The sequence below is a fragment of the Mycobacterium sp. ACS1612 genome, from assembly GCF_001667505.1.
GTDB lineage: Bacteria > Actinomycetota > Actinomycetes > Mycobacteriales > Mycobacteriaceae > Mycobacterium.
The window spans coordinates 126,306-138,509 of the sequence record NZ_LZHZ01000031.1; the positions used below are offsets into that span (position 1 = coordinate 126,306).

General features: G+C 66.7%; 11 protein-coding genes and 1 pseudogene. 5 read left to right on the top strand and 7 right to left on the bottom strand.

The window, feature by feature from the left end:
- Nucleotides 1-20: 20 nt before the first annotated feature.
- Entirely contained in the window at nt 21-1,253 is a 1,233-nt protein-coding gene (locus A5724_RS12905; RefSeq protein ID WP_369830631.1) for a sarcosine oxidase subunit beta family protein, read from the bottom strand.
- Between the two features lie 107 nt (nt 1,254-1,360).
- On the opposite strand from A5724_RS12905, the gene A5724_RS12910 reads away from it, so the two are divergent.
- Nucleotides 1,361-2,026 carry a GntR family transcriptional regulator gene (locus A5724_RS12910; RefSeq protein WP_067801785.1) on the top strand — a complete coding sequence of 222 codons (666 nt, stop codon included), beginning with the start codon at nt 1,361-1,363 and terminating at the stop codon, nt 2,024-2,026.
- Here the strand turns inward: A5724_RS12910 and A5724_RS12915 are convergent.
- The 5 genes from A5724_RS12915 to dop all read right to left on the bottom strand — a co-directional run bounded on the left by A5724_RS12915 (nt 2,023) and on the right by dop (nt 6,157).
- Nucleotides 2,023-2,730: a YqjF family protein gene (locus tag A5724_RS12915; protein WP_067801789.1), complete on the bottom strand. Its 708-nt coding sequence runs from the start codon at nt 2,728-2,730 to the stop codon at nt 2,023-2,025. The genes A5724_RS12910 and A5724_RS12915 overlap by 4 nt on opposite strands.
- 9 nt (nt 2,731-2,739) lie before the next feature.
- Nucleotides 2,740-3,477, bottom strand: coding sequence for a proteasome subunit alpha (gene prcA, locus A5724_RS12920; protein WP_067801791.1), 738 nt, complete (start codon nt 3,475-3,477; stop codon nt 2,740-2,742).
- The gene (prcB, locus tag A5724_RS12925; RefSeq protein ID WP_369830633.1) at nt 3,474-4,355 is read right to left on the bottom strand and encodes a proteasome subunit beta; all 882 of its coding nucleotides are present in this window, start codon (nt 4,353-4,355) and stop codon (nt 3,474-3,476) included. Before prcB ends, prcA begins: the two co-directional genes overlap by 4 nt.
- A gap of 20 nt (nt 4,356-4,375) precedes the next feature.
- Nucleotides 4,376-4,570, bottom strand: a complete 195-nt coding sequence (locus A5724_RS12930) for a ubiquitin-like protein Pup (RefSeq protein WP_003887572.1) — start codon at nt 4,568-4,570, stop codon at nt 4,376-4,378.
- A 90-nt stretch (nt 4,571-4,660) separates the two neighbouring features.
- The gene (dop, locus tag A5724_RS12935; protein WP_067801797.1) at nt 4,661-6,157 is read right to left on the bottom strand and encodes a pup deamidase/depupylase; all 1,497 of its coding nucleotides are present in this window, start codon (nt 6,155-6,157) and stop codon (nt 4,661-4,663) included.
- A 39-nt stretch (nt 6,158-6,196) separates the two neighbouring features.
- On the opposite strand from dop, the gene A5724_RS12940 reads away from it, so the two are divergent.
- The 4 genes and pseudogenes from A5724_RS12940 (at nt 6,197) to A5724_RS12955 (ending at nt 10,377) form a co-directional block, all read left to right on the top strand.
- Nucleotides 6,197-7,435, top strand: coding sequence for a threonine/serine exporter ThrE family protein (locus tag A5724_RS12940; RefSeq protein ID WP_255397247.1), 1,239 nt, complete (start codon nt 6,197-6,199; stop codon nt 7,433-7,435).
- Entirely contained in the window at nt 7,428-8,564 is a 1,137-nt protein-coding gene (locus A5724_RS12945; protein ID WP_067801800.1) for a hypothetical protein, read from the top strand. Before A5724_RS12940 ends, A5724_RS12945 begins: the two co-directional genes overlap by 8 nt.
- A 28-nt stretch (nt 8,565-8,592) precedes the next feature.
- Nucleotides 8,593-9,748 (top strand): annotated as a pseudogene (locus A5724_RS12950) (hypothetical protein).
- Nucleotides 9,745-10,377: a hypothetical protein gene (locus tag A5724_RS12955; RefSeq protein ID WP_067801802.1), complete on the top strand. Its 633-nt coding sequence runs from the start codon at nt 9,745-9,747 to the stop codon at nt 10,375-10,377. Before A5724_RS12950 ends, A5724_RS12955 begins: the two are co-directional and overlap by 4 nt.
- On the opposite strand, the gene arc is transcribed toward A5724_RS12955, so the two are convergent.
- Nucleotides 10,365-12,197: a proteasome ATPase gene (gene arc / locus A5724_RS12960; RefSeq protein WP_067801804.1), complete on the bottom strand. Its 1,833-nt coding sequence runs from the start codon at nt 12,195-12,197 to the stop codon at nt 10,365-10,367. The genes A5724_RS12955 and arc overlap by 13 nt on opposite strands.
- Nucleotides 12,198-12,204: the final 7 nt, after the last annotated feature.

The following is a 12,204-nucleotide window of genomic DNA, read 5'->3' on the forward strand; positions in this document are numbered from 1 at the left end:
TGCTCCAGTCTTTCGAAGTCTCAGTGCGCGACGGCGGCGGCGCCGTGTTCGTCGACAAGCGCTCCTGTGACGAACCGGTCCAGGTGGAACGGGGCCACGTACGGGTGCGGTTCGTCGTTGGCGATGGTGTCGGCCATGCACCAGCCGATGCCGGGCGTGGCCTTGAATCCGCCTGTGCCCCAACCACAGTTGAGGTACAGGTTGCGGTACGGCGTGCGGCCGATGATCGGCGAGGCGTCGGGCGTGGTGTCGACGATGCCGCCCCAGGTGCGCAGCAGATGCGCCCTGGCGAAGATTGGGAACAGTTCGACGGCCGCCGCCATCTGCCGCTCGATGATGTGGAAGGCGCCGCGCTGCCCGTACCCGTTGTACGAGTCGATGCCTGCGCCCATCACCAATTCGCCCTTGTGCGCCTGGGACACATAGACGTGCACGGCGTTGGACATCACGATGGTCGGGTGCACGGGCTCGAGCAACTCGGAGACCAGTGCCTGCAGCGGATGGCTCTGCAGCGGCACCCGGAATCCGAGCATGTCGGTGAGCACCGACGTGTGACCCGCCGCGCACATCGCGACCTGCCCGGTGGAGATGTCGCCGAGCGTGGTGCGCACCCCCGTGATGCGGTCCCCCTCGGTGACGAAGCCGGTGACCTCGCAGCCCTGCAGCAGGTCAACGCCCGCGGCGTCGACCCGACGCGCGAAACCCCATGCGACGTAGTCATGTTTGGCGATGCCGGCCCTTGGCTGATAGGTCGCGCCGAGGACAGGGTAGCGCACGTCGGCGGAGATGTTGACGATCGGGCAGATCTTCTTGACCTCGTCCGGTTCGAGCCATTCGGCGTCGATTCCGTTGAGCACGTTGGCTTCTACCCGACGGACGCTGTCGCGAACGTCCTGCAGGCTGTGCGCCAGGTTGAGCACCCCGCGCTGGCTGAACAGGATTGGATAGCCGAGGTCGTCCTCGAGCCCCTCCCACAACTTCAGCGAGTGCTCGTAGATCGCGGCGCTTTCGTCCCACAGATAGTTCGACCGGATCAACGTCGTGTTGCGGGCCATGTTGCCGCCCGCGAGCCAGCCCTTCTCCAGCACCGCCACGTTGGTGACGCCGTGGTTCTTCACCAGATAGTGCGCGGTCGCCAGGCCATGCCCTCCGCCGCCGATGATCACGACGTCGTAGGACCGCTTCGGCTCGGGATTGCGCCAGAGGAAATCGGGATGATCGGGCAGGTGCGCGCCCGGCGCCTGAGGACTCACGCGGCTCTCCATCGAACAGTCGTTTCGTAACTGATATATCAGTTGTGGAGCACAGTATGGTACGTTGATTTGCACGTCAAGGGTCAATGTTCGACAGGAGACAGACGATGAGCGTGGAACTGGTCGACACCGGCGAGGGAGCCACCCAGTCCAACGCCGACCTGGCCTATCAGATCATTCGCGAGCGCCTTATCATGCTCGACATCCGGCCCAGCGAGCCCATCAACGATGAGGGCCTGGCCCGCCAACTCGGGTTCGGCCGCACCCCGGTGCGCGAAGCACTGAAGCGGCTCGAACGCGACCGTCTGGTGATCGCCTATCCCCGCCGCGGCACGTTCGCCACCACCGTCGACATCACCGACCTCGCGCACATCCAGGAGATCCGCAGGCAGCTCGAGCCGGTCGTCGCCGCCCGCGCCGCCACTGCCGCCTCGCAAGAGACCAAGCTCAAACTGTCGGAACTCGCCGACGACATCGCCAAACTCGATCCCGCCGACGACCCCCGCACGCTGCTGCGGTTCGACGTGCGGGTGCACACCGCGATCTACAAAGCCTCCGGCAACCCGTATCTCGAGGACGTCCTCGTCTGCCAGGATGCCCACGCCACCCGCATCTGGTGTCTGTTCCTAGACCGGTTGTCGAACGTGGCCGAGCACGTCACCGAACACGTGGCGCTGCTCCGCGCGATCATCGACGGCGACGCGGAACTGGCCGCCAAACTGGCCGCCGAACACGTCGCCGGTTTCGAAAAGGCCGTGCGCGCTGTCCTTTAGCGCGGGGTGGTCGCCAACACCGGCCTGCCGAAGCGCGCCGCGACACCGTCGCTGTACGCCACATGGTCCGGCGGCCGCCGCGCCAGTTCCGCAAGTCCGACGGACGCCAGCAGCCCGCCGTCGGTGAAGTCGATCAACTCGGCGCGGCGCAGCGCCCACGCCGGATGCTCGTTGGGCACGTACCAGGTGCGACCGGCGCGCACCACGTGCGCGCCCCATCGCGCGGTCATGTAGTGCTCGAGCGGCCCGCACGCCAGCGAATCGCCCACTCGCACTTCGATGGAACTCGACGCCGTGACGTTCGGCCAGCGCAGCGTCGAGGTGTAGACGCGCCGGTCGCCGCTCGCGCGATAGCTCATCCGCGCCCACCGGTAGGGCACCCCGAACACCCACCGACCGCCCGCGACGACGTCGAGTCGGGTGGTGTCCAGCGACAGGAACACCACCCCGCGGCGGCCCGTCTGATCCACCGAGTACAGCCGGACATTGGTCTCGAGAAACGTGCCGAACAGCGACATCTGGAACGGCACGACGCCGACGAAGCTGCGGCCCTCGAAGATGTCAGGCTCGGTGCCCGGCGGATACAGGTGCGCGATGTCCGCCGGTTCGACCGCCCAATGCAGGAAGGACAGGTTGAGCCACCGCTGCCGCAGCATCCGCGGCCGGCGCAGAATCGGCGCGTAGGGCGTCACCGACTCGGCCATGGCGACCGGCTAGCTGTCGTCCGACGGCTTCGCGTCCGAATCGTCTGCGGGCAGAACGGCTTCCAACGCGGAGCCGGTGATCCGGCGGAACGCACGACGCGGTCGGTTCGCGTCCAGGATCGCAACCTCCAGCGTCGAGGGCCCCAGTTGGCGCGGTTCGGCGCTGCCGTTGCCGCCTGCCGTCAGCGCCTCGACGGCGACCTTGACCGCGTCGGACAACCCGAGGTTCTCCGAGTACGACTCGTTGAGCGCCGCGGTGATCGGGTCGGTGGTCCCGCCCATCACCACGAAATGCGGTTCGTCGGCGATGGATCCGTCGTAGGTGATCCGGTACAGCTCGGGCGCTTTGGTCTCGCCGAAGTGGGCCACCTCGGCCACGCACAGCTCCACCTCGTACGGCTTGGCCTGCTCGGTGAAGATGGTGCCCAGCGTCTGCGCGTACACGTTGGCCAATTGCCTGCCCGTCACGTCGCGACGGTCGTACGCGTATCCGCGGGTGTCGGCGAACTGGATGCCGCCGCGACGCAGGTTGTCGAACTCGTTGAACCGGCCGACGGCGGCGAAGCCCACCCTGTCGTAGAGCTCGCTGACCTTCTGCAGCGACCGCGACGGGTTCTCGGCGACGAACAGCACGCCGCCGGAGTACGCCAGCGCCACCACGCTGCGGCCGCGGGCAATGCCTTTGCGTGCGAGCTCCGAACGCTCGCGCATCGCCTGCTCGGGCGAGATGAAGTATGGGAAGCTCACGAGTCTCCTCGCGCGTCGGCGCTACGGTGTTGTGCGTCGGGGCCGAAAGTGTCCGCGCGGGACCGGTTTTCGATGACCTCGCGGGCCAGCTCGGCGATCCTGGTCTCAGGCACCTCCTCGGCGCCCTCAGCCTGCAGAATCACAGCGGTCGGGTAGATGCCGCGCACCAGATCGGGTCCACCGGTCGCGGAATCGTCGTCGGCGGCGTCGTACAACGCTTCCACCGCCACGCGCAGGGCCGAATTGCCATCGGTCACCTGCGAATACAGCTTCTTCATCGACGACTTGGCGAAGATCGAGCCCGAGCCCACCGACTGGTAGCCCTCTTCCTCGAGATTCCAGCCGCCCGCCGCGTCGAACGACACGATGCGTCCGGCGGCCTCGGGGTTCGGGTCGTCGAGGTCGTAGGCCGCCAGCAGTGGCAGCGCGACGAAGCCCTGCAGCGCCGCGCCGAGATTGCCACGCACCATGGTCGCGAGCCGGTTCACCTTGCCGCGGAACGTCAGCGGCACGCCTTCGGTCTTCTCGTAGTGTTCGAGTTCGACGGCGTAGAGGCGGGCGAACTCGACTGCGATAGCCGCCGTGCCCGCGATGCCGGTGGCCGTGTAGTCGTCGGTGATGTACACCTTTTGGACGTCGCGGCCAGCGATCATGTTGCCCTGGGTGGAGCGGCGGTCGCCCGCCATCACCACACCGCCGGGAAACTTCAGCGCGACGATGGTGGTGCCGTGCGGAACCGCGTCGCCGGGAACGACGGACGCGGACCCGGTCCGATTGATCGGCAGGAGTTCGGGCGCCTGACGGCGCAGCAGGTCAGAAAAGGACGACAAATCCACAGGGATGGAGGGTGCTCCTGGTTGGGGTGACGGGATGGCCAGCTGTTCGCGGTGCGGCCAGGTCACTGTCCACCCTTCTGGACGTATGCACGGACGAAGTCCTCGGCGTTCTCCTCGAGAACGTCGTCGATCTCGTCGAGCAGGTCGTCGGTCTCCTCGGCCAGCTTCTCGCGACGCTCCTGCCCGGCGGCAGTGCTGCCGGTGAGGTCGTCGTCCTCGCCGCCGCCACCGCCACGCTTGGTCTGCTCCTGAGCCATCGCTGCCTCCTGATAGTCATCGGCGGGCTCACTGCGCCCGCCGTTACTCCACCCTACCGTTCGTCGCCTGTTTTGCCTGGGATAGCAGGGCTACTGGGTGAGCTGTTCCACCAGTTCGACGGCGGTGTCAACGCTGTCGAGCAGGGCGCCGACGTGCGCCTTGCTGCCCCGCAGCGGCTCCAGTGTTGGAATCCGCACGAGCGAATCGCCGCCCAGGTCGAAGATCACCGAGTCCCAGCTCGCGGCGGCGATGTCGGCGCCGAACCGGCGCAGGCACTCGCCGCGGAAGTACGCGCGGGTGTCGGTCGGCGGATTGTCGACGGCGTCGATCACCTGTTGTTCGGTGACCAGCCGCTTCATCGAGCCGCGCGCCACCAGCCGGTTGTAGAGCCCCTTGTCCAGCCGGACGTCGGAGTACTGCAGATCGACCAGGTGCAGCCGCGGGGCCGACCAGTTGAGGTTCTCCCGCTGCCGGAAGCCTTCCAGCAGCCGCAGCTTCGCGGGCCAGTCCAGGATCTCCGCGCACTCCATCGGATCGCGCTCCAACAGGTCCAGGACGTTCGCCCACGTCTCGACGACGTGCGCCGCGCGCGGATCCGGGTCGCGGCTGTCCACCAGCTTGGCCACGCGGTCGAGGTAAATGCGTTGCAGCGCAAGGGCGGTCAGCTCCCGGCCGTCGGCAAGCGCGACGGTGGCGCGCAGCGACGGGTCGCGGCTGATGACGTGCACCGCGTGCACCGGCCTCGCGAGCGCCAGATCGGTGAGGTCCATGCCCTCTTCGATCAGGTCGAGCACCAGCGACGTGGTGCCCAGCTTGAGGTAGGTCGACGTCTCGGCCAGGTTCGCGTCGCCGATGATCACGTGCAGCCTGCGGTACTTGTCGGCGTCGGCGTGCGGTTCGTCGCGGGTGTTGATGATGCCGCGCTTGAGCGTGGTCTCCAGGCCGACCTCGACCTCGATGTAGTCGGAGCGTTGCGACAACTGGAAGCCGGGCTCGTCACCCGAGGGTCCGATGCCGACCCGGCCCGAACCGGTGACCACCTGCCGCGACACCAGGAACGGGGTCAGGCCCGCGATGACCGCCGAGAACGGCGTCTGCCGCGACATCAGGTAGTTCTCGTGCGAACCGTACGAGGCGCCTTTACCGTCCACGTTGTTTTTGTAAAGCTGCAGCTTGGCGGCCCCGGGCACGCTCGCGACGTGCCGTGCGGCGGCCTCCATGACCCGCTCGCCTGCCTTGTCCCAGATGACCGCGTCCATCGGATCGGTGCATTCGGGCGCGGAGTATTCGGGGTGCGCATGGTCGACGTACAAGCGGGCGCCGTTGGTGAGGATCATGTTGGCCGCACCGACCTCGTCGGCGTCCACCACGGGCGGAGGACCGGCAGAGCGACTCAGGTCGAACCCGCGGGCGTCGCGCAGGGGCGACTCCACCTCGTAATCCCAGCGGGTGCGCTTGGCGCGCTGGATCCCCGCGGCCGCCGCGTACGCCAGCACCGCCTGGGTGGACGTCAGGATCGGGTTCGCGGTCGGATCGGACGGCGACGATATGCCGTACTCGACCTCGGTCCCGATAATCCTTTGCATAGGGCAAGCCTAGGCGACGGCACGCAGTAGCCTGCGACCGTGCCATCCGAGCGACACGATGTGGCCGCGCCTCAGTTCGTGGCCGCGCTGGGCGCCGCCATGGCCGCGGCCAACTATCCCGTCACGATGGTGCGCGCAGTGATGGAACAGACGGCTCGCGCATACGGCCTTGACCACGAGTTCCTGGCGCTGCCCAACTACGTGCAGGTGGGCAGCCCGTCGGGTGAGGGCGTCTACATCGCCAACCCGGATTTCACTGTGCGCTACGACCAATCCTTCCCGCTCGCCACGCTGGTGGCGCGGGCGCCATCGGGTACGGTCAGCCCCGCCGAAGGCATGGCCGAGCTCGAGCGTATTCGCAACTTGGACAACCGATTTCCGCTGCTGATCACCATCTCCGGCTACGCGGTGCAAAGCGTCGGGCTGGCGCTGATCCTGCAGCCGACGCCGTGGAGTCTGTACGGCGCCGCGATACTCGGACTGCTCGTCGGCGGCCTGAGCGTGATCGGCCGTCGCGTCGAGGCGATCGGCCACATGTTGCCGACCATCTGCGCATTCCTGGTGGCGCTCATTGTGTTCTCGTTCGAGAACCGCTACCACGTCGGGACCGACAGCCTGCGCGCGCTGGCGGCGCCGCTGGCCACGTTCCTTCCCGGCGCCGCGATCACGCTCGCGGTCATCGAGTTGAGCACCCAGCACCTGGTGTCCGGTGCCAGCCGGTTGGTGGCGGGCTTCATGCAGATCGCACAGTTGGCCTTCGGCATCCTGATCGCCGCGCAGGTCGCAGGCGTCGCGGACACCGACCTGGTCACCACCCAGTTCAACCGACTCGGTCCGTGGGCACCCGTCGTCGGGGTGCTGGTGTACGGCATCGGGATATGGCTGAACTACGCGCCGCCGACGAAGTTCCTGCCGTGGATGCTGCTGATGCTGTACGTGGCGTACGGCGGCCAGTGGATCGGCAATGCGGTGCTCGGCAGCTACGCCAGCGGGTTCGGCGGCGGATTGACGCTGATCCTGTTCGCGCTGGCGATATCCCATCGGCCAGGCACACCGCCGACCATGTCGCTGGTGGTGCCGGGCTTCTGGCTGCTGGTGCCCGGCTCGCTGGGCTTCATGGGTGTCACCCAACTGCTCGGCACGCACAGCACCGCGGTGTTCACGGCGACGCTGATCTCGATGATGTCGATCGCGGTCGGGGTGCAGACGGGGCTGCTGCTGTGGCGGGCGGCCATCCAACTGACGCCGACACCCGACCGACGGGCTCTTCATGATTGACACGGCGCAGCGCCGTGCTGCCGACGCCTGGTTCCTCGATCGTGGGCTGCCTGCAGTGTTGCGCCCGGGTGCGTTGGTGCGACGGCTGTGGCCCCGTTCAGCGCCCGCGCTGGCCGCGTTCGCGGTGTTCATGGTCAACTCCGCCGTCGTCGTGGCCACAACCGGCAAGCACACCATCGACATCGACGGTCATCCGACGCGCACGGAATGGTTCGTCCTTGCCCTGCTCGTCCTCGTGCTGCCCGTCGCGGTGGCGGTTGGCTGGTTGGTCTCACGCATCTCGACCGTGCGGGGTCGCACCGTGGCGGCGACGGTGGCGGTCGCGATCGCGATCGTCGGCGGCATCCTCGGCGGGCCGAGCCCGCGGGTGTTCGTCGACCTTGTCCTCGAAGCTGTCGTGATCGTGGCCATCCTGGCGCTGACCGCGTGCGGTGCGGGGTCGATCATGGCGTGGGCCGTGCAGATGACGACGACGAATCTCGCTGCGGCGGGTTCGATGGTGACGCGGGCGCTGCCGCTGCTGCTGCTGACCTTCCTGGTGTTCTTCAACTCCCCCGTGTGGCTGATGGCGGCCACCGTCTCGCGGCCGCGGTTGTGGCTGGCGCTGGCGTTCCTCATCGCGATCGCGGCGGTGTTCGTGGTGTCGGTGACGCGCGACCGGGTCAAACCGATGATGCTCGCCGACGACGAGGACGATCGCTCAGTGCAGTTGGCGGGCACGCCTTTTGAGACGATGCCGGACCCCGCGACGGCTAGTCCGCTCAGCCGCGTCGAACGGGGCAACATCATGTTCGTGGTCGCCGCCTCGCTGATCACCCAGATCGCCGGGGTCGCCGCGATGGCCGCAGGACTGTTCCTGATCCTCGGCTTGATTCTGTTGTCTCCCGAGTTGTTGGCGCAGTGGACACGCAACGGCCGCAGCGACGGCACCGTGCTGGGCATGACGATTCCCGTGCCCGACTCACTTATTCAGATCACGTTTTTCCTTGGCGCGCTGACGTTTATGTACCTCAGCGCGCGCACGATAAGTGACGACGAGTACCGGACGCGGTTCTTCGATCCGCTCATCGACGACCTTCGGCTCACGTTGACCGCACGGCACCGCTACCGCACCGCTGTGGCGAGTTGACCCGCGGGAGCGGCTCCGATCGCGCACAATGTTGCTCGTGGCCGACCTGCGGCAGGTACACCAGTGGTTCCTGCATCGCGGACTGCCGTTGGTGCTGACCCGCCGCGTCCGCTCACGTGCCCTGATCGAGCGCTCGGCGCCGATGGTCAGCGGGATCGGCGCGGTGATCGCGGTGACCATGCTGCTGGCCGAACTCACCGATGGCGATCCCGATTTCGGCTATGTGACCCGGTTGGGTGTGCTGGCGCTGTTGTTGTTGGGTGCGCCGTTCGCGTTGTTCCTGCTGAGGCAGACAGGCACCACGCTCGGCGAGGCGGGCCGTCGCTCCGCGGCGCTGTTGGTGATGGCGCTGTTCGTATTCGGGCTTCCGTTCGCAGACAGCGGGTTTTCTGGCATCGCCGCGGCAGAGGCGTTCGGTTTCGCGGTCGTGGCGTTGGCGGCGATCTGGCTGACGTATCTCGGCTTCGGCTCGATTCTGTTGTGGGCGTTCAGGTTTGCGCTGCAACAGGTGGGTGCGCTCGGCACGTTGATGAGCCGTGCACTGCCGTTGATGATGCTGACCGTGGTGGTGTTCTTTACCGGCGAACTGTGGCAGTTGGCGGCCAGGATGTCGCGCGAGAGGCTTTGGCAGACCATCGGATTCCTCTCTCTCGTCGCGATCCTGTTCGTCGTCGCCACCATCAGGGACGAGGTGCGTGCGCTGAGGGACGACCGCGCCGAGCAGACCGATCCCGCCAAGTTGCTCGCGGGCACACCCCTGCAGACCGAGGCGGGCCGTCATCCGGAGCGCACCCCGCTGTCGCGCGCCGAGCAGGTCAACGTCGTCGCGGTGATGGTGGTGTCGCAGGCGATTCAGGTGGTGCTGTTCACCACAGGATTGTTCGCGTTCTTCCTGGCGCTCGGCATCGTCGCGGTGCCCGACGATGTCGCGGTGCTGTGGTCCGCGGAAAAGGCCTGCCCGGTCGGCGAACCACCTTGTCCAGGAACGTGGTTCGGTGTCCACGTGCCGGTCCCCCAGACCATCGTCCACGTGTCGCTGTTCGTCGCGGTGCTGTCGGGGGTTGTACTTCACGGTGAGCACCAGCGTCGACCCGCTGTACCGCGAGCGGTTCTTCAACCCGCTGATCGACGACGTGGCCGTGAGCCTGGCGGGTCGCGACGCCTATCTGGAGATGGAGAAATGACGGCCGACGACGTCACAATGATCGACGGGGTATTCGGAAAGCGTTACGGCGAGGTGCTTCTGGTACACGTCACCACCGACGACGGGCCTGAGGCAACCGTCTACAACACCTTCCCGCTCAACGACTGCCCCGCCGACTTGTGGGACAGGCTTGACGCGCAGGCGATCGCGGCCGAAAACGGCGCGGCCGCCGCGTTGCTCAATGGCCCGCGCTACTGGCTGATGAGCAGCATCGGCAAGCGGGGCCGAGAAACCCAGGAGCACAAGAGCTTCGGCGGTCTGGAGATGATCCGCCAGGCGACAGTAAAGCTCGCGTCGATGAATCCGGCGCCCTACCATGTCAACCGGGTCGACCGTAAAGCGGTGTTCGTCTTCGACGCGGGCCGGGAGATCTACGAACTCGTCGACCCCGACGGCGGGCGCTGGGTCATGCAGACCTACAGCCAGATGGTCGACCGGGGGCTGGGCCTGGCAGATCTGCCCGGGCTCGCCGGCCGACTCGCGCTGCCGGCGGGCTGGTGCTACCAGGCGCGGAGGCCGTCGACTCCACTGCGCGTGGATACGACGACCACCGACGCCTGCGTCACGCAGGACGACCTGGCCAACAGTTACTCGGCCTACAGGTACTGACCCAGGTTGCTCTCGGTGTCGATCGCGCGGCTGGCCGACGAACTCTTGCCGGTGACCAGCGTGCGGATGTAGACGATCCGCTCGCCCTTCTTGCCCGAGATCCGTGCCCAGTCATCGGGATTGGTGGTGTTGGGCAGATCCTCGTTCTCGGCGAACTCATCGACGATCGAGTCCAGCAGATGCTGGATGCGCAGACCCGGCTGGCCTGTCTCGAGCACCGACTTGATCGCGTTCTTCTTCGCCCTGTCGACGACGTTCTGGATCATCGCGCCGGAGTTGAAGTCCTTGAAGTACATGACTTCTTTGTCACCGTTGGCGTACGTGACTTCCAGGAACCGGTTGTCGTCGATCTCGGCGTACATCCGGTCGACGACCTTTTCGATCATCGCCTTCAGGCAGGCCGCTCGGTCGCCACCGAACTCGGCGAGATCGTCGGCGTGCACCGGCAGATCCTCGGTCAGGTACTTGCTGAAGATGTCCTGTGCCGCTTCGGCATCCGGCCGCTCGATCTTGATCTTGACGTCCAGGCGGCCGGGCCGCAGGATCGCCGGGTCGATCATGTCCTCGCGGTTGGAGGCGCCGATGACGATCACGTTCTCCAGGCCCTCGACGCCGTCGATCTCCGAAAGCAGCTGGGGCACGACCGTCGTCTCCACGTCCGAGCTGACGCCGGTGCCGCGGGTGCGGAAGATCGAGTCCATCTCGTCGAAGAACACGATCACCGGCGTGCCCTCGGATGCCTTCTCGCGGGCGCGCTGGAAAATCAACCGGATGTGGCGCTCGGTCTCGCCGACGAACTTGTTCAGCAGCTCCGGACCCTTGATGTTGAGGAAGTAGGACTTCGCCTCGCGGGCGTCGTCGCCACGGACCTCGGCCATCTTCTTGGCCAGCGAGTTGGCCACCGCCTTGGCGATCAGCGTCTTACCGCAGCCGGGCGGACCGTAGAGCAGCACGCCCTTCGGGGGCCGCAGCGAGTACTCGCGGTAGAGCTCCTTGTGCAGGAACGGCAGCTCGACCGCGTCGCGGATCTGCTCGATCTGCCTGCCGAGGCCGCCGATGTCGTTGTAGCTGACGTCGGGCACCTCTTCGAGCACCAGATCCTCGACCTCGGCCTTGGGGATGCGCTCGAACGCATACCCGGCTTTGGTATCGACCAGCAGCGAGTCGCCGGGACGCAGCTTGCGCGGCCGGAGGTCGTCTTCGTCCTCGTCCTCGTAATCGTCGGGCAGGTACTCGGCGGACACCAACGGCTCCGCGAGCCACACGATGCGCTCCTCGTCGGCGTGGCCGACCACGAGCGCGCGATGACCGTCGGCCAGGATCTCGCGCAGCGTGCTGATCTCACCGACCGCTTCGAAGTTGCCGGCCTCGACGACGGTCAGCGCCTCGTTGAGACGCACGGTCTGGCCCTGCTTGAGCGACTTGGTGTCGATGTTCGGCGAGCACGTCAGCCGCATCTTGCGGCCCGAGGTGAACACGTCGACGGTGTCGTCGTCCTGGACCCCCAGAAGCACGCCATAACCACTCGGCGGCTGACCGAGCCGGTCGACCTCCTCGCGCAGCGCCAGCAACTGCTGGCGGGCCTCTTTAAGAGTTTCCATTAGTTTCGCGTTGCGGGCTGCAAGCGAGTCGATCCTCGCCTCGAGCTGGTGTACATCGCGGGCGCTGCGGAGTCCGCTTTGCGGCCCTACCGCGTTCTCCAGCTGCTCACGCAAGAGCGCGGCTTCTCGTCGCAGCTCTTCCAATTCGGCGGCGTCATCGCTGGACATCCCTGACTCACGGGATGCCCCGTAGGCTTCAGAACGCTCTGACTCATTCATGTTGCGC

Excerpts from the sequence above, each read along its gene's own strand:
- A5724_RS12910 (WP_067801785.1), top strand. The coding sequence starts at position 1,361 with ATGAGCGTGGAACTGGTCGACACCGGCGAGGGAGCCACCCAGTCCAAC.
- dop (WP_067801797.1), bottom strand. The coding sequence starts at position 6,157 with ATGCAAAGGATTATCGGGACCGAGGTCGAGTACGGCATATCGTCGCCG.
- arc (WP_067801804.1), bottom strand. The coding sequence starts at position 12,197 with ATGAATGAGTCAGAGCGTTCTGAAGCCTACGGGGCATCCCGTGAGTCA.
- A5724_RS12955 (WP_067801802.1), top strand. The coding sequence starts at position 9,745 with ATGACGGCCGACGACGTCACAATGATCGACGGGGTATTCGGAAAGCGT.
- A5724_RS12930 (WP_003887572.1), bottom strand. The coding sequence starts at position 4,570 with ATGGCTCAGGAGCAGACCAAGCGTGGCGGTGGCGGCGGCGAGGACGAC.
- A5724_RS12915 (WP_067801789.1), bottom strand. The coding sequence starts at position 2,730 with ATGGCCGAGTCGGTGACGCCCTACGCGCCGATTCTGCGCCGGCCGCGG.
- A5724_RS12945 (WP_067801800.1), top strand. The coding sequence starts at position 7,428 with ATGATTGACACGGCGCAGCGCCGTGCTGCCGACGCCTGGTTCCTCGAT.